Source organism: Pedobacter petrophilus, assembly GCF_009674725.1.
Taxonomy (GTDB): Bacteria; Bacteroidota; Bacteroidia; order Sphingobacteriales; family Sphingobacteriaceae; genus Pedobacter; species Pedobacter petrophilus.
Map to the genome: position 1 here is coordinate 209,997 of NZ_WKKH01000001.1, position 25,329 is coordinate 235,325.

At 37.0% G+C, this 25,329-nt stretch carries 20 protein-coding genes; 4 read left to right on the forward strand and 16 right to left on the reverse strand.

What is annotated here, in order from left to right; genetic code table 11:
• Positions 1-2 precede the first annotated feature (2 nt).
• The 6 genes from GJU39_RS00805 to GJU39_RS00830 form a co-directional block, all read right to left on the reverse strand.
• Positions 3-2,915 (reverse strand): SusC/RagA family TonB-linked outer membrane protein, encoded by a 2,913-nt coding sequence (locus GJU39_RS00805; RefSeq protein WP_154278784.1) that lies wholly within the window; start codon positions 2,913-2,915, stop codon positions 3-5.
• 289 nt (positions 2,916-3,204) lie between these two features.
• Complete coding sequence (locus GJU39_RS00810) at positions 3,205-5,103, reverse strand: 7TM diverse intracellular signaling domain-containing protein (RefSeq protein WP_154278785.1); 1,899 nt, start codon at positions 5,101-5,103, stop codon at positions 3,205-3,207.
• 67 nt (positions 5,104-5,170) lie between these two features.
• Positions 5,171-6,475 (reverse strand): sensor histidine kinase, encoded by a 1,305-nt coding sequence (locus tag GJU39_RS00815; protein WP_154278786.1) that lies wholly within the window; start codon positions 6,473-6,475, stop codon positions 5,171-5,173.
• A 282-nt stretch (positions 6,476-6,757) separates the two neighbouring features.
• Complete coding sequence (locus tag GJU39_RS00820; RefSeq protein WP_154278787.1) at positions 6,758-7,435, reverse strand: response regulator transcription factor; 678 nt, start codon at positions 7,433-7,435, stop codon at positions 6,758-6,760.
• A gap of 99 nt (positions 7,436-7,534) precedes the next feature.
• Entirely contained in the window at positions 7,535-8,734 is a 1,200-nt protein-coding gene (locus tag GJU39_RS00825; protein ID WP_167515626.1) for an aspartate aminotransferase family protein, read from the reverse strand.
• A 30-nt stretch (positions 8,735-8,764) separates the two neighbouring features.
• Positions 8,765-9,472 (reverse strand): LytR/AlgR family response regulator transcription factor, encoded by a 708-nt coding sequence (locus GJU39_RS00830; protein ID WP_154278788.1) that lies wholly within the window; start codon positions 9,470-9,472, stop codon positions 8,765-8,767.
• 239 nt (positions 9,473-9,711) lie between these two features.
• Here GJU39_RS00830 and GJU39_RS00835 point away from each other — a divergent pair, with 239 nt between their 5' ends.
• The 3 genes from GJU39_RS00835 (at position 9,712) to GJU39_RS00845 (ending at position 13,377) form a co-directional block, all read left to right on the forward strand.
• Positions 9,712-9,945, forward strand: a complete 234-nt coding sequence (locus GJU39_RS00835; RefSeq protein WP_154278789.1) for a hypothetical protein — start codon at positions 9,712-9,714, stop codon at positions 9,943-9,945.
• Positions 9,946-10,010: 65 nt separating this feature from the next.
• Complete coding sequence (locus GJU39_RS00840) at positions 10,011-10,733, forward strand: GLPGLI family protein (RefSeq protein WP_154278790.1); 723 nt, start codon at positions 10,011-10,013, stop codon at positions 10,731-10,733.
• 10 nt (positions 10,734-10,743) lie between these two features.
• A complete protein-coding gene (locus GJU39_RS00845) occupies positions 10,744-13,377 on the forward strand; it encodes a carboxypeptidase-like regulatory domain-containing protein (protein ID WP_154278791.1) in 2,634 nt (877 codons plus the stop codon).
• Positions 13,378-13,424: 47 nt separating this feature from the next.
• Here GJU39_RS00845 and GJU39_RS00850 read toward each other — a convergent pair whose 3' ends face one another.
• The 9 genes from GJU39_RS00850 to GJU39_RS00890 all read right to left on the reverse strand — a co-directional run bounded on the left by GJU39_RS00850 (position 13,425) and on the right by GJU39_RS00890 (position 20,786).
• Complete coding sequence (locus tag GJU39_RS00850; RefSeq protein ID WP_154278792.1) at positions 13,425-13,865, reverse strand: hypothetical protein; 441 nt, start codon at positions 13,863-13,865, stop codon at positions 13,425-13,427.
• A 71-nt stretch (positions 13,866-13,936) separates the two neighbouring features.
• A complete protein-coding gene (locus tag GJU39_RS00855; protein ID WP_154278793.1) occupies positions 13,937-14,593 on the reverse strand; it encodes a hypothetical protein in 657 nt (218 codons plus the stop codon).
• A 33-nt stretch (positions 14,594-14,626) separates the two neighbouring features.
• On the reverse strand, positions 14,627-15,178 hold the full coding sequence (locus GJU39_RS00860) for an RNA polymerase sigma factor (protein WP_449305166.1): 552 nt from the start codon (positions 15,176-15,178) through the stop codon (positions 14,627-14,629).
• Between the two features lie 96 nt (positions 15,179-15,274).
• Positions 15,275-16,234, reverse strand: coding sequence for a transketolase family protein (locus GJU39_RS00865; RefSeq protein ID WP_342448158.1), 960 nt, complete (start codon positions 16,232-16,234; stop codon positions 15,275-15,277).
• A 124-nt stretch (positions 16,235-16,358) separates the two neighbouring features.
• Positions 16,359-17,204, reverse strand: a complete 846-nt coding sequence (locus GJU39_RS00870; RefSeq protein ID WP_154278795.1) for a transketolase — start codon at positions 17,202-17,204, stop codon at positions 16,359-16,361.
• Between the two features lie 56 nt (positions 17,205-17,260).
• Positions 17,261-17,725 carry a thioredoxin-dependent thiol peroxidase gene (gene bcp, locus GJU39_RS00875; RefSeq protein ID WP_154278796.1) on the reverse strand — a complete coding sequence of 155 codons (465 nt, stop codon included), beginning with the start codon at positions 17,723-17,725 and terminating at the stop codon, positions 17,261-17,263.
• A gap of 127 nt (positions 17,726-17,852) precedes the next feature.
• A complete protein-coding gene (locus GJU39_RS00880; protein WP_154278797.1) occupies positions 17,853-19,586 on the reverse strand; it encodes a M23 family metallopeptidase in 1,734 nt (577 codons plus the stop codon).
• A 3-nt stretch (positions 19,587-19,589) separates the two neighbouring features.
• On the reverse strand, positions 19,590-20,201 hold the full coding sequence (locus GJU39_RS00885) for a fumarylacetoacetate hydrolase family protein (RefSeq protein WP_154278798.1): 612 nt from the start codon (positions 20,199-20,201) through the stop codon (positions 19,590-19,592).
• 72 nt (positions 20,202-20,273) lie between these two features.
• Positions 20,274-20,786, reverse strand: a complete 513-nt coding sequence (locus GJU39_RS00890; protein WP_154278799.1) for a T9SS type A sorting domain-containing protein — start codon at positions 20,784-20,786, stop codon at positions 20,274-20,276.
• A gap of 199 nt (positions 20,787-20,985) precedes the next feature.
• On the opposite strand from GJU39_RS00890, the gene GJU39_RS00895 reads away from it, so the two are divergent.
• On the forward strand, positions 20,986-22,965 hold the full coding sequence (locus GJU39_RS00895; protein ID WP_342448159.1) for a KUP/HAK/KT family potassium transporter: 1,980 nt from the start codon (positions 20,986-20,988) through the stop codon (positions 22,963-22,965).
• A 327-nt stretch (positions 22,966-23,292) separates the two neighbouring features.
• Here GJU39_RS00895 and GJU39_RS00900 read toward each other — a convergent pair whose 3' ends face one another.
• Positions 23,293-25,242, reverse strand: a complete 1,950-nt coding sequence (locus tag GJU39_RS00900; RefSeq protein WP_154278800.1) for an amino acid permease — start codon at positions 25,240-25,242, stop codon at positions 23,293-23,295.
• Positions 25,243-25,329 lie beyond the last annotated feature (87 nt).

A 25,329-nucleotide genomic window follows, 5' to 3' on the forward strand; every position in this document is an offset into this window, starting at 1 on the left:
TGTTAAAATCCAACATTGATTCCAAATAATAAACTTCTGGATTGTGGATAAGTACCATAATCTACACCCATGGATGGTCCGTTAGCTGAATTCATATTCACCTCCGGATCTAAACCTGAATATTTTGTAAAGGTCAATAAGTTATAACCCGTAGCAAAAATCGTCAGCTTGCTCATCTTCAGTTTTTCCAATACAGATTGGCCAAAGCTATAAGAGAGCGTAGTCGTTTTTAACCTCAGGTACGAGGCATCTTCTACAAAACGGCTCGAAGTAAGTGAGTTTTCTGAGCTGCTTCTCAGTGCTTTCGGTATGTTTGTGATTTGTCCTGGAGTTGTCCACCGGTTTAATACGGCGGCCGATTGGTTTTTTGAATCGAACATGCCTTCAATATCAATTCTGGAAGCATTGAACAATTCACTACCCTGAACCCCCTGAAAGAAGAAGTTTAATCCCCAGTTGCCATAGTTCAAATTGTTGGTTATACCGTAAATGAATTTAGGCTGTGCCGACCCGATGAAAGTTCTGTCGCCCGGATCTGCAGAACCAGTAACGCCATTCCCATTTGTGTCTGCATATTGTGCCGCTCCGTTTGCCGGATTCACACCAGTATACACATAGCCATAGAAACTACCCAGTGGCTTCCCTGAAACAACCCGTACAGCATCATCACGCTCATATATACCTGCGAAATTTAACGATTGCGTAGTTGCACCCAGATCGGTAACCTTATTGCGGTTAATAGAGAAGTTTAAGTCAGTAGTCCATTTGAATTTTTCGCGGTCATAATTTTTTGTAGACAGCACAAATTCCAGACCTTTGTTTTCCATTGATCCAACGTTATACGCCTGACTTCCAAAACCTGATGAAGGCGGCAATTGAACGTTAATTAAAAGATCGTTCGTTTTCTTTAAATAAGCATCTGCCGTGAAGGTAATGCGACTGTTGAACATCGATAAATCTAAACCGATATTGGTTTGCGTAGTCTTTTCCCAGGAAAGATTATCGTTAGCAGGATTTTGGAGGTTATATTCGCCCTGCGCATTCACATTATAGAGTTTTAGGTAAGCATAATCTCCAATCCCTTCATCGTTACCCACTTTACCCCAGCTACCACGAAGTTTTAAATCATTGATGGTTTTACTGTCCTTCATAAAGTTTTCGCCGGAAATTCTCCATCCTGCAGAGAAGGACGGGAAATAACCAAAACGATTTTCTTTTGCAAATCTGGATGATCCATCGGCCCTGAAGTTCGAGCTAAATAAATATTTGCTATCATAGGCATAAGTGATCCGCGCAAGATAAGATTGCTTACTCCACTGTGCCCGTTGAGGTATTGTTAAAGCAACCGATGGTGCGGTTGGATTACCGGATACATCGTAGAAACGGGTTAGCTCATTGTTTTTGTATTGATAATCTGAAGATTGTATCGTGTAGCCCCCTGTTGCAGTAAAAGCATTCTTACCTGCATTTTTGGTGTAATTTAAAATATTTTCGTTTAGCCAAACATGATCGTTGGTGGTATTATCTCTGTAAACACCTCTTTCCTGGCGACCATAAGTGGTTAAAAAATTATCAGTAAAATAACGGTAGAAATTTTTATTCGAATTGGTACTGATGGTTGATTTAAAGAATAAATCTTTAGTGAAGTTTACCTGTGCACCAAAAGCACCGATAAATCTTACATTCCGGTTTTTGTTATTCGATCCAAAAGCCAAAGCCAGCGGGTTATCCCAGCCGCCGGCATTTGGAATAGTGGTATATTGACCATTTGGTTCAAAAATACCAATGGTAGGAGGCGTAGTTAATGCACCCAGGATCACACCTCCGCGGGAGACGCTGCTGTTATCGCCGACATCAATAGAATTGCTTGAGGTTATCACCGCGTTTCCAGTTAATTTTAACCAGGGTGTAATGTTTTGCGATCCGTTAAAGTTTGCCGTTAAGCGATCTAATTTTGCGGGTGCAACAACACCTTTATCTTGTTGGTAACCTGTAGAAAAGTAATACTGACCACCTTTAACACCACCAGAAATAGAAGTCTGATACTGGTTTTGAGTTCCCGTACCGAAAGTTTCTTTTTGCCAGTCGGTATTGTTATTGCCACCAAAAGTAGTATAACCCAATTCCCTCATTAAGCCGATATACTGATCATTGTTAAGCACATCTTGTTTTTGCCAGAAGTTAGAAAAACCAGTAAAAGCATTGAAAGCTACTTTAAGTTTTCCAGCTGATCCTTTCTTAGTTGTAATTAAAACGACACCATTTGCGCCGCTGGAGCCATAAATAGCTGCTGCAGATGCATCTTTTAGAATAGTCATCGATTCAATGTCGTTGGCATTTAAGAAACCTGCATCTCTAGACGTTACACCATCAATTACATACAACGGACTATTAGAAGCCGTAATTGAAGTATTACCCCTGATACTGATAGAAATTCCTGCACCTGGCTTACCAGATTGAGAACTCACCTGAACACCTGCTGCGCGACCCTGGATAGCTTGCAAAGGATTGGTAATGGGCTGGTTTTCCAGGTCTTTTGATGATACCGAGACAACGGAAGTAGTTAAATCTTTTTTCGTCGTCGTACCATAACCAATTACCACTACCTCGTTGAGTTGTTGATTGTCATCAGACATGATGATGTTGATTGCGGTACGATTATTTACAGCCTCTTCTATCGTCTTATACCCAATAAAAGAAAATTCTAAAGTAGAATTGTTTGGTGCTGAAATGGTAAACGTTCCATTGTCTGCGGTAGATGCACCCTGATTAGTGCCTTTTACCTTGACAGATACACCCGGAAGCGGTAACCCTTTTTGGTCTTTTACCCGCCCCGTTACGGTAACATTCTGCGCCATACTGATTGATACAGCGCAAAGGAAAAATACCATAAGCAATGTAAATTTTTTTCTCATAATTTTTGCTTTGTTAATATTATATGAAGTAAAGTTAATACTCATTTTATGTTAAAAGCAAGTTTTCTTAACGTTAAATTTTACGTAAAGTATTGATTATTAGTGTTTTGAATTTGTTTTGATACGCTTTGATACCGCGGTTTGTGTAAGGTTTTAACCACTGATAATCAGGGGTTAAATTGTGAAATTAGGTAGGGGTTCGGAATGATTTTGATACGCTTAAATACCATCAAAATAATTTTTGCCGATTTCAGCAAATAACAAAAATGTGACTGATTAGAACGACTGATTATTCAATTACGAGTTGGCTCCAGCCGTTCTTGCCCGTTTTTTTAAGTGTTTTTTTACGGTCTTCCATCACCTTTTTTATCCTCGATCCGAATGTCCAGCAGGTACTCTGTCTGATCGAAAGGAGTTCTGAAAGTTTATGTGAAGAGATTTTTCCTTTGGATGAATAAATCAGGAAAATCATATAAAACGCTTTGTTAATCGGAATCCTTGTATTGTGAAAAATGGTATAAGTAGTTACTGATTCTTCGTAGCCACATTTGCTACACCGGCGGCTATTTAGGATATGGCCGCTAAAAAAATGATCGTTATTGCATTTCCGGCAATGGTAACCATTCTTCCATTTCAATTCAGCCAGAAATGCGTAGCAAGATTCTTTATCAGGATAAATTTTGCTGAATTCTTCGAAATCAACTTCCGTGTTCATCACCCGGTCTTTGCTTACTTTCTCTACATTAGTTTGAAGCGCTACATTATCATGTTCGAGCAAAACATTCATCCTGGATATTTCTTCCGCTTGCTTTTGAAGTAAAATGTTTGCTTCTTCCAGCGCCTGATTTTTGCTCTCAATAATCAAAGATTTGTGGAAAACATCTCTCGTCCGTTCTTCTACTTTAGTTTCGAGTTCACGATTAATCGTATCCTTTAATTTGGCATTAACAGCCATCTGGCGGATAATTTTTTGTTGTGCTTTATCTTTATTCAGTTTCAAAATCCTCACCTTGTCTCCAATAGCAAAGGATAAGAAAATCATTTCCATGATGAAGCAAAAACTCAGACTATAATAACTGATTACCCCGAAGTTAAGCCAGCTTATGCCAAGCATAATCAGAAACTTAAGCATAAAACCGGTAAAAAGAAAACTGTAGCCCAGCACGAAGAAACGGGCAGGTTTATAACCGTTTTTATAGATGTAAATGCCCGTAAAGAATGCCACAGCCAATGGAATCGCTTCGAGGAATTTAAAGCTGAATAGCGTTTGATCAAATAAATAGCAGTAGATGAAGAAGATTAATCTTAAAATGATTACGCCGATAATAAGCCGGTTTATTGTTGGAGCCTTAACTTTAACTAAAAGTAGTTCCCGGGTAAAGAGTAGGGCAAAAATACTGGTGGCGCATAGCGCAAATGCATAAGCCAACTGGTTCCATCCGGGTGCATTGGGCCAGAGGTATTGGTAGGCAATCCCATCAGTGCTCATTTCGAAAAAGCCTACACTTAAATTATACAGCACATAGTATAGGTATTGCTTTTGCCTGATGGCGACAAACATGATCAGGTTGTAGAAGCTGAAAACCAAAATCATTCCATAGAAAATTCCGAAATAGAAATATTCATCCAGCGCGTAAGAAATAAACCATTCAGCCGTTCGCAGCACGATGATAATATCAGAAATCTGAGATGACTTTACCTTAAAATAATAGGTTTGCATTTCATTCCCGCTATTTTTAATGGGAATCTCAAAGTTTTTATGATTGATCAGTCTTTTGTTAAAGGAGCGGGCATCACCGAGTGATTCAGCCTGATAAGTTTGATTTTCTTGCGGAATGTAAGCGGTGATATGGTCTATGGTCTGATCAAAAAATTCGAGCAGGAATGGTTTCCCTGCATTTTGGTTGTGTTTGATTTTGATCCGAAACCAATACGTTTTATTCAACTTTTTAGTCTGTGGTGTACTTGACGTACTTGCCTTAAAAGCCTGATCAAATGCATTACTTTTAATCTCTTCAAAAGAGAACTGATCCGCAGGATCTTCCAATACTTCTATTTCTTTGAAGGTGAAAATATGCTGAGGAACCGCATCCCGAATTTGCACCACTTTTTGTGCACTACCTTTGGAATTCAGCAGCAGCAATAAAAAGGAAATGATCAGAAGTGTTTTTCTAAAAAACGTTTGCATTAGTATCTGTTGCAAAGGTACAAATTTGTGGAAGGTAAGCGAATATTTTGTGATCGGGAGGTTGAATTTAAAAGGTTAACGAAACACTGGTTCCTTCTTTTTCAACTGAGTTGATTTCGATTTCAATTTTATGAAAACTGGCGATACTTTGTACAATAGCTAAGCCCAATCCAAAGCCATTTTCCTCTGTATTTCCTCTTTTGAAACGGTCAAAAGCATTTTCTACCAGTTCAGCATTCATTCCCAGTCCACTATCGGAAATTGTGAGTATATACTTTTGATCTTTGACCGATCCGTGGATTGATATTTTCCCGCCATCACGATTGTATTTAATAGCATTGTTAATCACATTCATCAAAAGTGTATGCATGAGCGCTTTGTTGCCGGTAAACTGATGATCTTCCTTTAAATTAATGTTGTAATTGATGTTTTTATCTGCAATTCTATCTTCCAGATCTTCGTAAATGTCACTAAGTTCCTGTTGCAAACTTATTTCTTCCGTTTTTAAAAATTGGTTGTTTTCTACTTTAGAAATCAGCAATAAACTATTAATAATGACTTTCAAACGGTTTAACGTTTTAATCGAGGCATAAATTTTGTTTTCATGCTCCACCGGAATATCTTGCGTATTCAACATGTTTTCAAAACGAGTACTCAGGATAGAAATAGGGGTAAGCAATTCATGAGAAACATTGGCAATAAACTGTTTCTCGAGTGCAAAAAGAGTGTTGATTTTTCGCATCAGGGTATTCACGCTATTATCCAGAATTTTAAAATCATCAGTACTGGTCGGGATATTCTGATAATTATAGTGCAGCGGATCATCCACTTTATTGATCTTTTTATCAATAATGAGGTAGAAAGGTTTCAGTAAGAAGTTCGAAAAGGTATAATCAGCCACCAAAGTAATAGAAAGTGCAATCACCAGTACAATTAACGTATAAAAGCGAATCGAATTTTTAATCGACTGCAATGTGGTCATCGTTTCGCCTATTTCCAGGTTATACCAGTTGTTTTGGTAAGAAAATTTATAATTCAAGATGCGATACACCTCAACATCGCCCTCGATTTCTCTTCTTTCGGTATAAGCTTTGGCTGGAGATTCTTTTTGATTGTCAGGAATATCCGTTAAAATGATAAATTCCTCTTTTAAAATGTTGTAATCGGTAAAAGAATCCTGTTTGTTCATTAAGGTATCAATCTCCCTGTTGGTCAGGTTTTTTATGATTTTATTCTTTTTTTTAATCAGGCGATTATCCAATTGGTTATAGGCCAGTTTTTCCAGGGAGAATAAAATAGCGGCACCCAAAAGCAATATAATAGCAATTTTAGTAACGGCGTTGTATAAGGAAAACTTAACCTGGAGTTTCATTTTTGATAGTCAGTAATTAAATTAAAAGTAAGATTTGGGTTAGTGGGTTGAAACTGTAAATTGGTAATTGAAAACTGGTTATGGATTTAGTATGGGTTAAGGGGTTAGAACTGTAAATTGGTAATTGAAAACTGGTTAGTGGGTTGAAACTGTAAATTGGTAACTGAAAACTGATTATTGGTTTAGTATGGGTTAGTAGGTTAGAACTGTAAATTGTCAATTGCAAACTGGTTCGGGAGTTAGAACTGTAAACTGCCTATTGAAAACTGCCAATCGGATTGTCTAACAATTAATTCTGTAACCAATACTTCTAACGGTTTCAAACCACTCAATTGGAGCAGTAGCGGCTAATTTTTTACGAAGGTTTTTTACATGTACATCAACAAAGTTAGAATCAGAGTTTACTTCTAAAATATCTCCCCAAACATGTTCAGTTAGGCTCATTCTGGAGACAACGCGGTTTTTATTCAACACCAGGTAATTGAAAATCTCAAATTCCTTTTTCGTGAGATTCAGGCGTTCCTCGCCAAAGGAGACCGTTCTGTTTTGAATATTTAACAGGAACTCATGAATGTTCACCTCGTTCTTTTCGAGTTTATGTTTTCTTCTGGTGATGGCGTGCATCCTGGCGAGTAGTTCATTTAAAGAAAAAGGTTTTGGCAGATAATCATCGGCACCCTCGTCTAAACCTTTTATACGGTCGTCTACTGCACTTCTGGCGGTTAAAATAATGACAGCGTCATCACGATCTTTCATCGCTTTCAGCTGTTTTAAAACTTCAAAACCATCCCCATCCGGTAAACCTAAATCCAGTAAAATAAAGTCATAGTTATTTACGAAAATCTTTTCTTCGGCAGACGATTTTTTCCAGGCATGTTCTACTATAAAACCCTCCTTGCTCAGAAATTCATCCATCTCGAGCGCCAGGCTTTTTTCATCTTCTACTATGAGTACGTTCATATTATGTGGATAATCGTGTTTTGGGGTTCGTATTTCGTTTGCTGTTGTACGTTTATGGTTTGGAGCCTGCTTTAGGCTTTAAGCTTTCGCCTTTCATCTTTATCCTTTCCGCTCCACAACTAAGTTAATGTTTTTTAAGATGATCGCACACGCTTCTTCGATTTCACCTTTCGTAATGATGAGGGGTGGAGCGATGCGCATTGAATTGCTGCAATGTAAAAACCAATCCGATAGCACCCCGTCGAGAATACAGGCATCAATAATCTTTTTATTAATCTCAAAGCTTTCAAATTCAACAGCCAGCATCAGGCCTTTACCCCTGATTTCTTTAATGGCTGGGTGTTTTAAAAGTGATTTAAATAGCTGTCCTTTATTCTCCACTTCATCTACAATTTTATTGTCGACCAAAGTTCTTAAGGTAGCTAAACCTGCCGCACAACAAACCGGGTGACCGCCAAAGGTAGTCATGTGACCTAAAATAGGCGTATGTGATAATACAGACATGATTTCGAGTGAACTAATGAAAGCTCCAATGGGCATTCCGCCGCCAATTCCTTTTGCAAGAAGTAATACATCCGGAACGATATTGTAATGCTCAAAAGCAAACATTTTTCCGCTTCTACCGAAACCAGATTGTATTTCGTCGAAAATTAGAAGGGTTTTTGTTTCGCTGCATTTCGCCCTCAATGCTTGCATATAGGCCAGATCTGCAACCCTGATTCCTGCTTCACCCTGAATAGGTTCGATAAAAACTGCCGCAATATCTTCCGTTATTTCAGCTAAATCAGCTAGGCTATTATGTTGAATAAAACTGACATGAGGTAAAAACGGACCATAGCCAGAAGAATAGAAGTCGCTTTCCATTAAACTTTCTGCACCTTGAGTACTCCCATGATAGGCATTTTTACAGGCAATGAAACCTTTTCTTCCTGTATAACGTTTTGCCAGTTTCATGGCTCCTTCTACTGCTTCAGTACCAGAATTTAAGAAGTAAGTGCAACTTAAAGTTTCCGGTAAAATATCAGTCAGGGCTTTTGCAAAGTTTACTTGTGGCGTTTGTACATATTCCCCATAAACCATTAAATGCATATAGGTTTCGGCCTGCTTTTGAATGGCTTTTACTACTGCAGGATGGCAATGGCCAACATTACTTACGCCGATACCAGCAATCAGATCCAAATGTTTTTTATCTGATGAATCGTAGATGTAAACACCTTTTGCCCTGACAAATTCGAGCATTAAAGGTTCAGGAGAAGTTTGTGCGTTGTGTTGTAAAAATAACTGACGTTGGGTAAGCATGGCACAAAAGTACGCGAAAACGGGATGAATCTAATTTTTATTAGTCATCTTATGATAAAAATCTGCATACTTTCTTCCTATAGAAATTTTCAGATCATTACTAAGCACTACATGCGAACGTTCTAGAATTTTTATTTTATTTTCAGAAATGATAAAGGAGCGATGGATTTGAGAAAACGCTTTTACTTTCAATAAAAAGATGGCTATTTCAGATAAACTGGAGTTGGAGAAAATAACTTCATTTTTAGTATATATTTTAGTGCCCTTTTCTTGTGCCTCTATTGCTATCGCATCAGCTATTTTAAGTTTAATCAATTGATTTCTCTGCATCTTACTTTTAATCAGGATAAATTCATTTTCAGGAGGATGAACTATTTCATCGTTGGAAAATAAATTTGTAGTAGCCCTCTCAAATTTTGATTGTGATATCGGTTTTAATAAAAAATCATCAGCATTCAACTCATAAGAATTAATGGCATAATTGGCATGTGCGGTTGTAAAAATCAGCTTTTTTGTTTGATGTTTGATTAATTCTGCCAGTTCCAGTCCATTTATTCCAGGCATTTCAATATCAAGAAAGATAATATCCACAGGCTTTGTCCGCTTCGTTATTTCTGAAAGCGCAATAAGTGGATTGCTGTAAGCTTTAATAAGTTTAAGATTGGTTTGTTCAGCAATGTAACTGGTTAAAATCTCAAGAGCAGAAAATTCATCATCAATGGCCAGGCAGGTGTACATATTTATTAGTATTGGAGAGGTTAATTTAGGGTGTGTCAGTTTAATTAGTCACAATATAATATTTAAACTTAAGTTTTGCAAAATCGAAATTTACATAAATAAAAAAAAATGTCGTTGGGGTAGCCTCGATTGTCGTTCATGCCTTTTGCTTGGTTATTCATTCCAAAATTTTTATTTTGGATTTTTATCAATGAGTTTTGAGGTAATTAATTAAATATTAAACCTTTAAACATTAAAAGATGAAAAAATTATTATTTACATTGGCTTTGGCAACTTTTGGATTTTTTGCTCAGGCAAGCACAACACCTACTGCTAACAATACTATTGACTTAACCAGCAATATGGTTGTTTTTGAAAGTGTACTTTCCGCTTCTGAAGCAATAGCAAAAGATGTTATTTATTTAGGGGTTTATGACGTATATGTGGATGGGGTTTACATAGGCACCTATCACGTGTATCTGATAACTAATTAACCTCAAAAAAACTGATAGCGCAGAAAAATCAGAAGTATTCTTCTGCGTTATTTTATTTCCTATTTATGAAGAACTATTTTTTTATACTGGCAGCAATGATTTGTTTTAATGCTAATGCCCAATCTGTTATAATCCGTTATGAAGAAAGAGCGAATATAGAGAATCAATTAAAAAATGTAACTGATCCCGAGACTAGGAAAAGAGTTTCGGCACACCTGTCAAAGCCAACCAACTACTTGTTGTACTATGATAATGGGGTGTCATTTTACATTGCAGAGCCTGAGTCAGATAAAAATGAAGAACTCAGCCTAAAAGACAATGATCAGGCTAAAAAAGTTGAAATTGGAAAAAACAGTGGCGGACTTTATAAAAATCAAAAAACAAATGAATATTTGCATGAAGCGGATATTTTAGGAAAGAAATTTTTGGTGATTGATCAACTAGTAAAATATAACTGGACCATTACGACAGAGGGAAAGAGTATTGGTACATATAAAGTGAAAAAAGCTACGGCTAAGATAAATGGAGAAAATATCACAGCGTGGTACACTACAGATTTACCAATACAGGATGGCCCAAAGGATTACTATGGATTACCGGGACTAATTATTGAAGTAATTGGAGAGAAAAAAACATACCAGGCTGTTAAGGTTATTAATAATAAATCTGGACTTACCATCAACAAACCTTCAAAAGGGGAAAAGGTAAATAAAGAGAAGTACAATAAAATTTTAAATGAAAAAATAAATGAGCTTAAGCAAGGGATAGGTAATTCCTTAGGAAATTAAAAACTTAACTGTGAAGTACATCTTTTGTGCATTTTTATTCCTGGCTCCAAACTTATGTTTATCTCAAAATTTTATCCGTGGTGTTGTTCAAGATAGTTTGAATAGCCCAGTATTTGCCGCAAGTGTACAAATAACTGAATCTAATTCAGGTAAAGTAATATCATACACCAGTACAGATAGCAAAGGTAAATTCGAACTTCCTTTCAAAAATTCAGGAAATTATCTTCTGGAAGTTAATCACTTATCTTTCCAAAGGTATAAGCGAGATGTGCAATTAAAACCTGAAATAAATATTGACCTGAAGATCATGCTCAGAGAGTCTTATGCGCTTCTGGATGAGGTGATTGTAAAGTCAACCGCTACAGCAAAGCAAAGTGGTGATACCATTAGTTATAATTTAAAAGCCCTTACCACCGGGAATGAACAGAAACTAAAGGATGTTATTAAACGGCTTCCTGGTCTTGAAATAAATGATGATGGAAAGATTACTACTAATGGAAAGGTGATTAATGATTTAATGGTTAACGGTAAAAAGATTTTTGGCGATAACCATCAAATGGCAACCGAAAACATAAATGCTGAAATGTTAGAGGGTATTGACCTGTTAAATAATTATGAGAGTTTTTCTGCAATTAAAGAAATTGAGGGTAGTGATAAGACCGCTTTAAATATCAAAATCAAAAAAGAGTACCTCGGTAAAATTACCGGAAATGCCGATGGTTATGGCGCTCATAAAGAAAGATATAAGGCACACAGTAATCTGTTCCGATTTGGAACAAAAGCCAATGTTACGGCCATTGTTGATTTGAATAATACGGGAGAACAGGCGCTATCTTTAAAGGATTACATCAGCATGAGTAAAAGTATCAAAGAGGACCTTAAAAACAATGATGCTGCGCTATCAAGCTTTATAAACTTGCCATCCATTCCCGATTTTTTAGTCCAGAATAATAATGTGGAGACTAAAAGATCAGAATTTGCCTCTTTCGATTTTGCCTATAATGCAACAAGTAAGATTGCCGTTAACGGATTTAGTATTTTTGATTTTACAAAATCTAACGAGAAAATTCTTTCCAATAAAAGCATATTTAGGCTCGGTCAGCCAATCACTACAACAGATAGTCAATCAGCAATTAATCATTTTTTCTTTAACCAAACCAAAGTAAATATCGATTATAAACCAAACCAGAATACACTCTTAAATTACTCCATTATTTTTGATCCGAGTGAAGCAGAACGAGGCCGAAATACAAATACTGAAATGATTAGTGATTCTATTTCAAATTCAGAAATAAATGATCGGTTTAATTATACTTTGGGGCATCAATTAAGTTATATTATTCGTATTGCCAAAAATAAATTGCTGTCATTTAATGCCTTTCAGGAATTTAAGCAGCAAGATGATGATTATACCTTGCAAAGTAGCGAGGGCGTTTATGGTCAATCATTCACAAACCTATCCCAAAATAAAAATATTTTTAAATTCGAAACAGGTCTTTTTGCAAAATATACTCAAAAAATTAAGAATCATATATTGCGGTTAAATTCTGGCTTTTTTACGATAAACAATCGGTTTTCTATAGAAAATAGCTTAAATAATTCTTTTGCAAACCAGATTAAAACCAATTTAGATTACAGCTTCTTTGATGCTTCGATAATGCGAAAAATAGGTTTATTTCAATATCGTTTCAAAGCTGAATTTCGAAATTCAATAATCAGTAGTGGGGGTGAAAGAAAAGAAATATTTCAATTTTTGCCTACGGCTCAGTTCAAAATGGCCTTTTCCCAAACGCATAATTTAACACTTTCTTACAACAGAACACTTGATTTTCCAAAGATTGAGCAATTGAACGAATTCTCTTATGCGAGTGATTTCAGAAACCTGGTTTTACCAAGTCAATTGTCGTATAGCGAGGTATTTAATCAGGATATATTTTCGGTCAATTATTTTAAGTTTGATTTATATAGCGGAACAGTTCTAATGGCTAACAGCTCAATAACCGAAGCAGATCAATCTTTTACCACGAATACAAATAACCGCTTGTATTTTAATGAAATTCAGAATATGATCTCTCCAAAATATTTCACTTGGAACTCGAGTATAGGTTTTGAACAGAGAATAAGCAGTTTGAACAGTAAGTTTAAATTAAATGCTAATCATATCTATTCGGATAATTATAATCACATCAACAATTTGCAAAATAGGAGTAAAACAAATATCTATACGATAAAAGGCAGCTTGAATAGTAATTTTAAAAGCCCCTTATTTAATTACGAAGCAGGGCTGTTTTATTCTCTTCAGAAATCAATTTACACTTTGTTTAATAGCGATAATGAAATTAAGCGGTTAACGCCACTATTAAATTTTAATGGGCGCATAGACAATAAGTTTAGATACTATATCAATAATGCTTATGAAATTTTTAAAGCAAATGGTTCCAAAAGGTATTTTTATGATTTGGGCGTTAAGTTAATATATAATAAGGATGGTTCTAAATTTAAATACTGGATGGAAGGTGTTAATATCTTGAATATGAATAACCCTGAGATTATTGAAATTTCTTCAAACAACAATACGTTTTCGGTTGATGTCATAAGCAGACTATCAGGATATGTAGGATTTGGCTTATCCTATCAATTTTAAATATCTTGCTTATATAAGTAAGCTAAAAAATAGCGATTAGAGACCGCTTAATCTCGCTTTCCGCCCCTAAACTTATTCAACAACTCCCGTTTAAATCCTTCCTGTGCACGGTAAAATTTACCAACCACTTTAATTGGCAACTTAGATTTAAGTTTGTTATAATATTTTTTATCAAGATTGAGGTCTCGCTGTTTAAAGTCAAACTCACTGGTAATTAAACTTTGAACTTGTGCATCTGTAAGGTTATCTATCTCAGTCGTTTTTCTGTAAGAGATCATTTTTTGCATGCGCTCTTTTCGTAGTGCATTTTGCTCCCTTTGCATGTCGTTATAAATCGGCCAGAAAACCTTGGCCTCTTCAGGTGAAAGATCTAATTTTTGGGTAAAAAAGGCAATTTTTAAAGATTCTATTTCTTCACTTTTTGGCTTTTGGGCCAAGAGTGTTGTTGGTAATAAAAACATCAAAGTAGCGAAAAGTAAATTTCTCATTTTATATTTTATGCTGATTTCCAGGTGATAAAGCGATAATGATTACCAATTAATGTTTAATCATCAAGTGCTTATAAATTGTTTAACTCATGAGATAAATCACTCGGAGAGTAATTACTCAAAAGGTAGTTTTCCATTTCTGTATCTGAGGCAGAAGTATTGGTTACTGTTGTGTTATTCTGAGCCTCTAAATGCTCAATAATTGTGCTTTCATCAATATCGTATAGAAGTTGTTCATTAGCCAATTCTGCAGTTTGTAGTTGCGTTACAGGAATAGGAGTTGAATTATTCTGATAAAAATACGCACCATATGATGCCATCAAAACGAAACAAGCTGCGCTGGCGTACTTAACGACGTTTCTGCTCCAAAGCGGGATAATTTTAGCCTCTTTCTTCGGTTCTTCAAATGCAATTTTATGATTAATCTTATTCTCTAGTGTCTCAAAATAACCTGCTGGAACGGCGAAAGCATCTTCAGCTTTTGGCCGTGCGGCTAACTTAATATTGGTTTCAATGCGTTCCGTTAGGTTTTCAAAATAATCCTGCGGAACTTCAAAAACATTGTCATTCATTTTTTTGTTTAGGCTGTCTATAAAAATAGCCGCCGCCACATGCGCTTCAACACTATCGAAATATCCATTTGGAACTGTAAAAGGATTGCGCTTTTGCCTTGCTGCCAGGGCAGGAGCATCCTTTTTCCAATCGTTATTTTCTATATTCTCATTCATCACAGTTATATGATACAATTAGTGTGAAAAGGTTTAATAATCAATTTCATCATTTGTAATAAAAGCTTCAATTTTTTTTGCGGCTATATGAAATGACGCTTTTAAGGCGCCCACAGAAGTTCCCAGGATCTGAGAAATCTCTTCATATTTCAGGTCGTCAAAATATTTCATATTGAAGATCAATCGTTGCTTTTCGGGAAGCGTGAGAATTGCTTTCTGCAGTTTTAACTCCAGTTTATCCCCATTAAAATAAGAAGAAGCCACAAGGTTTTCGGCCAATTCAGACGATACATCGTCTAAAGAGGTATTATTTTTCAGTTTCTGCTTATTCAGGAAGGTGATGGATTCATTTGTCGCAATACGGTAAATCCAGGTGTAGAGCTGAGAATCGTTTCTAAATTTATCCAGATTTTTCCAAACCTTTACAAAAACTTCCTGCAAGAGGTCATCACAATCATCGTGGTTAAGCACCATGCGCCTGATGTGCCAGTAAATTTTCTGCTGATATTTTTTTAAAAGCAAATTGAAGGCTTCATTGCGGGTTTTTTCAACGGCAAACATTTCCAGAATGTGCGAATCTTCAATTGGTTTCATTAAAGGGGATTTGTCTATTTACAACAAAGGCACGGAGATCACCAAGGTATACTTCGTGTGCTCTGTGCCTTTTATTTTTGTTAAATTTTAAGCTTTTTTTCTGCCAATAACTTTTTGAACGGCTTCAACAATGTTTACTGCATCTAAGCCGTATTTAGACATTAATTGATCTGGTGTTCCGCTTTCGCCAAAAGTATCATTGGTGGCTACAAATTCTTGTGGTGTTGGTAATTCAGTAGTTAGTAACCGTGCAACACTTTCACCTAAACCGCCGAATTTATTATGCTCTTCGCAAGTAACCACGCAACCTGTTTTCTTTACAGATGTTAAAATTGCTTCATCGTCTAATGGTTTAATGGTGTGGATGTTGATAATTTCAGCATCAATACCCAATTCAGCCAATTTTTCTCCAGCCTCAATTGCTTTCCAAACCATGTGGCCTGTTGCAATAATGGTTACATCAGTTCCTTCATTCACCATCCATGCTTTACCAATTTCAAATTTTTGATCAGGATCTGTAAATACTGGAATTACCGGGCGACCAAAACGCAGGTAAACCGGGCCTTCATACTCTGCAATGGCCATGGTTGCAGCTTTAGTTTGGTTATAATCACATGGATTAATTACCACCATACCTGGCAACATTTTCATTAAGCCTAAATCTTCCAGAATCTGGTGCGTTGCACCATCTTCACCTAAAGTTAAACCCGCGTGTGAAGCACAGATTTTAACGTTTTTATTAGAGTAGGCTACCGACTGGCGGATTTGATCGTAAACGCGACCTGTAGAAAAGTTAGCAAAAGTTCCGGTGAAAGGAATTTTACCACCGATTGTCATACCTGCGGCAATACCAATCATGTTGGCCTCTGCAATACCTACCTGTGTAAAACGCTCAGGAAAATCTTTAATAAAAGCATCCATCTTAAGCGATCCAACTAAATCGGCACATAAGGCAACCACATTTTCGTTTTTCTTTCCTGCCTCATGTAAGCCAGCTCCAAATCCCGATCGTGTATCTTTTTTCTCTGTATATGTGTATTTTTTCACGTTTTTATATTTTTAATTAACTGCGTTCATGCTTGCTTCGCAGGTGTTCATTGTTTTTAGATATGAGATTTCAGATGTGAGACTGAGCGCGAATTTGTCTCCAATCTCATGTCTCCAATCTAGTTTAGTAATCTCCCAGAGTTTCTGGTAATTGTGCCAATGCTAAAGCTAACTGCTCATCGTTCGGTGCTGTACCGTGCCATTTGTGACTGCCCACCATATAATCTACACCGGCACCCATTTGCGTGCTCATTAAGTTTAAGATCGGTTTGCCTTTTCCAGTTAAAGTTTTAGCATAATGTAAGCCTTCAACAATGGCTTGCATATCATTACCATCAGTATTAATTACATGCCATCCGAAAGCTTCGAATTTTGCCTGTAAATCATCCAAGGCCAATACTTTATTGGTAGGGCCATCAATTTGTTGTCCGTTATAATCAACAGAAGCAATTAAATGATCCACTTTGTTAAACGGAGCAAACATTGCTGCTTCCCAGTTTTGGCCTTCCTGTAATTCCCCATCACCTAATAAAGCAAAAATATGAGAATGATCACCATTTAGTTTTTTCGCTAAAGCTGCACCAATGGCAACGGATAGTCCTTGTCCTAATGAGCCAGATGCAATTCTTATTCCTGGTAAATGCTCATGTGTGGTTGGGTGACCTTGTAACCTGGAACCCAACTTACGGAAGGTTGCCAATTCACTTTTGTCGAAATAGCCGGCGTGTGCCAATGTGCTATACCACACAGGAGAAATGTGTCCGTTCGATAAGAAAAATAAATCTTCTCCGGCACCTTCCATTGTGAAATCTGTTTTGTGGTTCAATACTTCAAAATATAAGGCCGTAAAAAAATCTGTACATCCAAGCGAAGCGCCTGGGTGGCCAGATTGACATCCGTGAACCATTCTTACGATATCTCGTCTGACTTGCGAGGCAATATCTTCTAGCTCTTTAATTGTATGTTTCATTAAATACGAGGTTGTTGTTATATAGCAAAGTTAATATTTTACTTGCCATATCATAATTAGTTATTGATTAAATCGAGTACTTGTTGTGTTGCATTTTTGGTATCAACTTTATTAATGATGTGAGCGATTTTTCCTTCTCCATCAATGATAAAAGTAGTACGGACAGTACCCATATATTTCTTTCCGTACATATTTTTTTCGGCCCAAACACCATAATCATTTACAATTTTCTGATCAGTATCTGCCAGCAAGGTAAAAGGCAGACTGTGCTTGGTTACAAATTTCTGGTGAGATTTTTCGTCATCAACACTTACACCTAAAACCACTATATCCTTCGCCTGTAAACCCTGATAATTGTCTCTGAAATCACAAGCTTCTGCCGTGCAACCCGGGGTATCATCTTTCGGATAAAAATAGAGAACCACTGTTTTGCCCTTAAAATCGTTTAAGGATACTTCGTTTCCGCTTTGATCTTTAGCTATAATTGCAGGTGCCTGATCACCTTCTGTTAATGTTGCCATATATTAAAAATGATTGATTCAATTCTTTGTTTTTGCAAGTTAAACAGTTTATGTTATTATCGTGTTTATCTCTTATTAAATATGACTTTGATTTGTTTTAGCAATATTTTATGACAAAATATCACATTTATCTTGAAAATGAAATGTTATAATGCCTGGTATTTTCTTTTAGGTCTGTTACGACCAATTCAAAATTGTGCTTTCCTGCTGATGTCCGCTCATCGAAACTGTGCCAAAGCGTAGCTGTTTTAGCATCGAATTCCATTAAAATCCATTTACCATCCATATAGCCGTTAAAGCTTTTTATTCCCGATAGGTTATCGCTAATTCTAAAGGTCATTTTCGATAAGCCTGCCATACTTTTACCGTTTGTAATATTTACGGGTGTAATTCTTGGCGCAACGGTATCGGTAGCAATATAAAAAGTGCCGAAGTTTTTTGGCGTGGCTTTAACGTAGCCATTTTCATAAATACCACCTTGAGAAGATCCTCCGAGGCTCACAATTAAAGCCTTATTTCTTAGGTGCTCCGGAAGTTCATCCGCCTTGATCCATAAATTAAACCCAATATGCAGCGGGGTATACCGGTTATGGATCTGGTGCATAGCAGAATAGGCATTGCCTGCAGGTTGAGGTAGTTTTTTATAAACGAAATTCAAATCGTTATATAAGGTGCCTTGCGGGAAGATAACTTTGAGGTCTTCGTTATTGAATTCATTCACCTTCCCATAAGGGTAAATGCTTCCCGATGGAATTGTTGTTAACAAAACAGGTGCTGTTCCGGCGTTAACGGTGAATGGTAATGTCGATGAATTTCCCTTAGAATCGGTAATGATGTAGCGAAGCTGATGAGATGCACCATCATTAAAGTTGATTTTGCCGTTATTCACTAACCCACTGTAGATTTTTAACGGATTGCCAGGGTCTACAAAGCTTTTCTGAATGCTTCTTTTTGTATTTACGTAGGTTGGATAATCAATATGAGAATTGATCGCTTTGCTGTTTTCAAAGGCGAAACGTTCTAAAGCAGAGGTGTAAATTATTTTACCATCTAGCTCCAGCTGAATAGAATAGACACCATTTGTTCCTGATAAACCATTATGGCGATCGGTAACTACAATTCCGAAACCAACTTCACCGGTTAAACTTACAGGTGCCGTTGCTTTATAATTTCCACTTGCTCCTGAAATGCCTATTGCCTGTTTTGACGTAGACTCATTAAAGGTTTTCCCATTTAAGCGATAAACATATAAACCATGAATAATTGGAGGAATGTTATCCGGGATATTAATGCCGAAAAATTGTGGGTTGATTGTTTCTTCGGTTTTTGTATCCCTGATTTCAAAGTGTAAATGCGGTCCGCCCGAACTACCGCGGTTACCCGACCAGGCAATTACCTCGCCTTTGCGAACAGGAATTAAAGTTGCATCAGGGAACTCGTCAATTTCAAAAGTTTTCTTTTCATATTCTAAATTCTTTACGATTGTTGCTATTTTCGGCGAAAAGCGTTGTAAGTGACCGTAAACAGTGGTAAATCCGTTGGGATGGTTAATGTAAAGCGCTTGCCCGAAGCCACTGTTCTGAACCCTTAGCCTGGATATATACCCATCTGCAACCGCGTAAACAGGATAGCCTTCGCGCTGGTTGGTCCTAAAATCTATTCCGGAGTGAAAGTGGTTGCCCCGAATTTCTCCAAATGATCCCGCCAGGGCAGGAGGAGTAATATCCAGCGGCTGCCTGAAATCTGTAATGGGATATTTGTTTGTGCTAAAAATCTGTTGCGCCTGAACGAAATGAGCGGTAATGGAAAAACAAACGACGAGAGAAACTTTAAATAGGTACAGGATCGGTTTTTTAATCATTCGTTATTTAACATCAAAATTTAAAAGTTGTTTGCCTTCTAACCAGGCTTCTAATTTGTCTCCCTGATTCACCTTACCAACGCCGGCAGGCGTACCGGTGAAAATTAAGTCGCCTTTTTTTAAGGTAATATATTGAGAAACGAAACTGATAATCTTTTCAAAGGAGAACAGCAAATCATTGGTGTTTCCTTTTTGGCGCAATTCGTTATTGATTTTAAGCTCGAAATTTAACTTGTATAAATCTTCGAAGTCGCTTTTAGGTGAAAATAAACTTACTGGCGCAGAACTGTCAAATCCTTTTGCAAGTTCCCAGGGTAAACCTTTTTCTTTGTGTTTAGTTTGAATATCGCGGGCGGTAAAGTCGATTCCAAGTCCGATCTCATCGTAATAATTTGCGGCAAATTTTTCAGCAATGTGTTTTCCTTCTTTGCAAACCTTTAAAACAACTTCAAGTTCGTAATGTACATCATCAGAAAAATCTGGAAGGTAGAAAGGTTTGTTGTCCTTCAACAACGCTGTATCAGGTTTCATGAAGATCACTGGTGTGGTTGGCACCGGATTGTTTAGTTCTTTTGCGTGTTCGGCATAATTTCTGCCTATTGCTATAATTTTCATTTTTTAAATATCTAAGTAAAAGAAGGGATGAAGATCGCTCAAACCTCTCCAAAAATAGAAAAGAAAATGATTTTATAAAACTGAGATTCGCTTTACCTGGCTTTCTGAACCAGCCATTACGCGTAAAAAATAGATGCCGGCATTTAAGCGGCTTGGAATAGTGAAGCTTTTGGTTTGCTCACCTGCATTGAGGCGTTCGTTTGAAAGTGTTACCACCTCGTTTCCGAGTAAATCGATAATTTTGATTGTGGTTTGAGTGCCATCTTTAGCAATCGACAAGATAATGTTCAACTGATCTTCGACCGGATTAGGATAAATTTTTAAAATGGTAAGCAATTTATCTTTACTTGCCGCAATGTTTGGCGATTTGGTAACAGTAGAATAAGTATTAAACGTTCCAGAATATCCGAGTGTACCAAACATGGGTTTGTAGGGTTCGATATTTGCCTTAATCTCCGGAATTTTAGTTGTTTTTTTAGTTCTATTCTTTAAGCTAATGTGAACACTATCAGCTTCTTGCGACCAGGAATTTAGACCACACAATAACACTATGCACAATGCGCATAGAAATTTTGTGAGTAGCATTATCCTAGTGTAGAGTTTCATCAAATTGGTAAAGCAAATGTATTAATTTTAAACAAAGAAATTAAAGATTTTGTTTAAAAGCCATAATTTAACACAATTTAACAATAATAATTGTTTTTCATCGTGTTAAAAATACACAATAATTTGGTTGTTAATTTGTTATACATAGTTTACTTTTGCCGCACTAAAAAAATATAAAGTGTCAAATCATAAAAATGTTAATGCATTAACCGCCGGTGGGGTACTGATTAGTTTAGGAATCGTGTTTGGAGATATTGGTACATCACCACTCTATACACTGAACGCGATCTTCAAAATTATTTTAGGTGTAAAAAAAGGCATAATCACCAATCCAGGCGCAATAACACCCGATGTTGTTTTAGGCGTACTTTCCTGTATTATATGGACACTGACGCTCCAAACCACCATTAAATACGTTATTATCACTTTAAGGGCCGATAATAAAGGGGAGGGTGGAATTTTTTCACTGTTCTCTTTAGTTAGAAAAAAAGCCAAATGGCTGGTTGTACCTGCTATTATTGGCGGCTGTGCCCTCCTTGCCGATGGAATTATTACCCCCAGCATTACCGTTACTTCGGCAATTGAAGGGTTAACAAGTAAGTTTGATGTTCCTGTTATCCCTATCGTATTAACCATTTTAACCATGCTGTTTATCATACAGCAATTTGGAACCAACCTGGTAGGGAAACTTTTTGGGCCTGTAATGTTCGTTTGGTTTGGTATTCTGGGGATTCTCGGAATCCTGTTTATCGTAAAGGATTTAAGTATTTTAAGGGCATTAAATCCATATTATGCCATTCACTTGTTGGTTACCAATCACAATGCATTTTACATTCTTGGTGGTGTTTTTCTTTGTACCACGGGTGCCGAAGCTTTGTATTCAGATTTAGGGCACTGTGGAAGGAACAACATCCGGATCAGCTGGATCTTTGTAAAACTGACTCTAATCCTGAATTATTTAGGTCAGGGGGTATGGATTCTTCAAAACTCTGGTCACTTTTTGCCAGGTGCGAAAATGAATCCGTTTTTTATGATTGTACCAGATCAATTCCAGATTGGAATGGTTATCCTGGCAACAATGGCAGCTATTATCGCTTCACAGGCATTGATCAGTGGTTCATTTACATTAATTTCAGAGGCTGTAAGGCTAAACCTTTGGCCGAAAATCAGAATTGTTTATCCAACAGTTTCTAAAGGCCAGTTATACGTGCCATCTATCAACTGGATGTTGTGGATAGGCTGCTGCGGTATTGTGCTCTTGTTTAAAGAGTCAGAGAGAATGGATGCTGCCTATGGGTTATCAATTACCATAGCGATGTTAATGACCACAATTTTAGTGAGTTTTTATCTGCGCAGCAGAAGGTTCCCGAAATATTCGATTTTAATTTTCTTTGTTACCTATATTATTATTGAAGGAACATTCCTGGTGAGTAATTTAACCAAATTTGTTCATGGCGGTTGGGTTACGGTATTAATTGGTTCGCTGTTATTTACCATTATGTGGAGCTGGTTTGTGGCCAGGAAGATTAAAAATCGCTTCGTTAAATACGTAGAGATCGAAGACTACTATCAAATTTTAAGTGAGTTAAGTAGTGATGAATCCGTTCCAAAGTACTCTTCACAGCTGGTTTATTTAACCAGTGCCAACTTCAAAACGGAGATAGAATCTAAAATAATTTATTCCATTATACAAAAAGAACCGAAGCGCGCTGATGTGTATTGGTTGGTTCATGTTGATGTAATGGATGAACCTTACACACTGGATTATAAAGTAGAATTCTTAATTCCTGGTAAGTTGATTAGAATTGATTTCAGGTTAGGTTTCAGAATTGAACAACGCGTTAATTTGCTTTACCGTAAAGTAGTTGAAGAATTGGTAAAAAATGGAGAAATAGATATTACCAGTCAATACACCTCGCTAAATAAACATAAAATTGCAGGCGACTTCAGGTTTGTGTTGTTAGAAAAACACTTGTCTAAATTTACCAAACTGAGTTTCTACGAGCGTCAGATTATGGATTACTACTTCATTTTGAAAAAATTGAGTTTATCTGAAGAAAGAAGTTTTGGCCTGGATAGCAGTTATGTAGATGTAGAAAAGGTGCCATTAATTTTCGTAACACCAGATGATATTGAACTGAATAGATTAGCGGTGTAATGCTTAGAAACCTATTAATTGTATTTGCTATCTTATTGTTCATTGCCGGGCCGGCGGCAAAGATAAACGGTTTGGCACATAGTGAATACTATCTTATCCTTTCCGGAATCGGATTGGTTATCCTGACTGTCTTCGCATTTAAGAAGCGATAAGAATACAGCAAATACATAAAAAAAACCTCAGTTCATGTTTAATAGAACTGAGGTTTTTTTATATAGTGGATTTTACTTTATGCCAGCACTTATCTTATTTATTAGTGGATGTGTTGATCAGGCGATAACGGGAACATAATACTATTGTTTGAGCCCACACCCGGCCGCTAGTCATTTAACCTTCTGGGTGGGCCAGTTTACTGTGTCTGTAGCCATAGGCGAAATACACCACCAAACCAATTACCAGCCAGATTCCGAAACCAATCCAATTGGAAATCCCGAGCTCACACATCATGTATAAACAACTGATTAAGCCTAAAACAGGAATTAGGGATAGGTTTTTAGTTACGCAGTAATAGGAGATCATCACACAGATAATCAGAAAAATCCACATGGGTATTTTGTGTTTAAACAGGCTCCAGCCACTTTCATATTTCTTTTCAAAAGAAACTTTTGACGCTGAAATAAATTGTTCATAACGATCGCCTGGCAAAGCACTTAAGTAAGATTCTGCATCTACTTTCTCTGCAAGCATAATCTGTGGCGTAGCATTTTTAACAATTTCCTCTTTAACTATTTTTAGCTCTTCACCATTTAATGACGTAACAAAATTTACGGTCGTCACTATTCTCGGTGAATTAAAAAAGAATGCTTTTGTTTCTTTTTCATATTGTGTAAAAGCAAAAGCCAGGGCAGCGATAAATGCGATTGGTACGATGAATTTGCTGTTTGCGTAAGGGATTTTGAATTTTCCACGTTGTACATCCGGACGGTTCTGTAATACCAATACACCTGCGCAAACCAAAACAAAAGCGAACAAAGTACCGATGGAGCAAAGGTCGGTTACAATGGTAAGGTTCATGAAAAGCGAAGGAATCGCCACCACGAAACCAACTACAATGGTTGCAAATGAAGGAGTTTTGTATTTCGGATGAATCTTTGAAAATGATTTTGGCAGTAAGCCATCCCGGCTCATGCTCATCCAGATACGGGGCTGGCCCATTTGGAAAACCAACAATACACTGGCCATGGCGAAAACCGCACTAACTGCGATAATTCCGCTCATTAACTTTAAATCAATCTGATCAAAAACAAAGGCTAAAGGATCGCCAACGGCTAGAGTATCAGATTTTACAATTCCGGTTAAAACCAGGGCAATTGCAACATATAAAACAGTACAAATAATAATTGCCCACATCATCCCGCGAGGTAAATCACGCTGAGGATTTTTACATTCTTCTGCGGTAGTAGAAATTGCATCGAAGCCAATGTAAGCGAAGAATACCGCTGAAACCCCTTTTAAAATGCCAGATACACCATTCGGCGCAAATGGATTCCAGTTTCTGGTATCCACATAAAATATTCCAACCGCTAAAACCAGCATAATAACCGCAAGCTTAACAACTACCATGGCATTGCTGGCATTTCTACTTTCTTTCATTCCACGGTAAATTAACCAGGTAATTAAGGTAATAATGCCGAGTGCAGGAATATCTGCTACAATATGGAAACTACCAATTTTTGGAGCAGTTAGCCAGGCATTATTTGCTAAAGCAGTGGCAGAATCGAGGTCGTTAAGGTTTTTACCGGCTGCAAGTAAAGCTTCTGCATGTTTGTTGCCATTATAAGCACTTAGGTAATCCATAGTGGCCCAATCCGGAATATGAATTCCATTGATGCCGAGAAAAGGAATTTTTATGGAAGACATTAGCCCCGTAAAATAATCAGACCAGGAAATGGCCACCGTAATGTTCCCGATAGAATACTCCATAATTAGCGACCAGCCAATAATCCAGGCCACCAATTCGCCAAAAGCAACATAAGAGTAAGTATATGCGCTTCCCGAAACCGGAACCATAGAGGCGAACTCTGCGTAGGCAAAAGCGGCAAAACTACAAGCCACTGCTGTAAATATAAAAAGGAAAATTACGGCTGGTCCGCCGTCTGCACTGGCTTTACCAATTGTGCTAAAAATTCCGGCGCCGATAATGGCCGCAATACCGAAAGCAGTTAAATCGCGTACGCCAAGTGTTTTGTGAAGTGTATTTTCATGATCTCCATAGCCGCCTGCCGCATCTTTTAATATCTTTGAAATAGATTTCTTCCTGAATAGCTTTTCGAACATCTTAGTTTGCTTGTAGTATTCCTCAAACTTAAAAAAATATCAGTTAAAAACGTTTAAAGCAACATATAAATTTCGATACAGCATAAA

Bases quoted from the DNA above. Each gene is read 5' to 3' on its own strand.
- GJU39_RS00890 (WP_154278799.1), bottom strand. From the start codon at position 20,786: ATGCTACTCACAAAATTTCTATGCGCATTGTGCATAGTGTTATTGTGT.
- GJU39_RS00815 (WP_154278786.1), bottom strand. From the start codon at position 6,475: ATGAAACTCCAGGTTAAGTTTTCCTTATACAACGCCGTTACTAAAATT.
- GJU39_RS00830 (WP_154278788.1), bottom strand. From the start codon at position 9,472: ATGTACACCTGCCTGGCCATTGATGATGAATTTTCTGCTCTTGAGATT.
- GJU39_RS00880 (WP_154278797.1), bottom strand. From the start codon at position 19,586: ATGATTAAAAAACCGATCCTGTACCTATTTAAAGTTTCTCTCGTCGTT.
- GJU39_RS00850 (WP_154278792.1), bottom strand. From the start codon at position 13,865: ATGAGAAATTTACTTTTCGCTACTTTGATGTTTTTATTACCAACAACA.
- GJU39_RS00855 (WP_154278793.1), bottom strand. From the start codon at position 14,593: ATGAATGAGAATATAGAAAATAACGATTGGAAAAAGGATGCTCCTGCC.
- GJU39_RS00825 (WP_167515626.1), bottom strand. From the start codon at position 8,734: ATGCTTACCCAACGTCAGTTATTTTTACAACACAACGCACAAACTTCT.
- GJU39_RS00835 (WP_154278789.1), top strand. From the start codon at position 9,712: ATGAAAAAATTATTATTTACATTGGCTTTGGCAACTTTTGGATTTTTT.
- GJU39_RS00805 (WP_154278784.1), bottom strand. From the start codon at position 2,915: ATGAGAAAAAAATTTACATTGCTTATGGTATTTTTCCTTTGCGCTGTA.
- GJU39_RS00810 (WP_154278785.1), bottom strand. From the start codon at position 5,103: ATGCAAACGTTTTTTAGAAAAACACTTCTGATCATTTCCTTTTTATTG.
- bcp (WP_154278796.1), bottom strand. From the start codon at position 17,725: ATGGCAACATTAACAGAAGGTGATCAGGCACCTGCAATTATAGCTAAA.
- GJU39_RS00885 (WP_154278798.1), bottom strand. From the start codon at position 20,201: ATGAAAATTATAGCAATAGGCAGAAATTATGCCGAACACGCAAAAGAA.
- GJU39_RS00840 (WP_154278790.1), top strand. From the start codon at position 10,011: ATGAAGAACTATTTTTTTATACTGGCAGCAATGATTTGTTTTAATGCT.
- GJU39_RS00820 (WP_154278787.1), bottom strand. From the start codon at position 7,435: ATGAACGTACTCATAGTAGAAGATGAAAAAAGCCTGGCGCTCGAGATG.
- GJU39_RS00870 (WP_154278795.1), bottom strand. From the start codon at position 17,204: ATGAAACATACAATTAAAGAGCTAGAAGATATTGCCTCGCAAGTCAGA.
- GJU39_RS00900 (WP_154278800.1), bottom strand. From the start codon at position 25,242: ATGTTCGAAAAGCTATTCAGGAAGAAATCTATTTCAAAGATATTAAAA.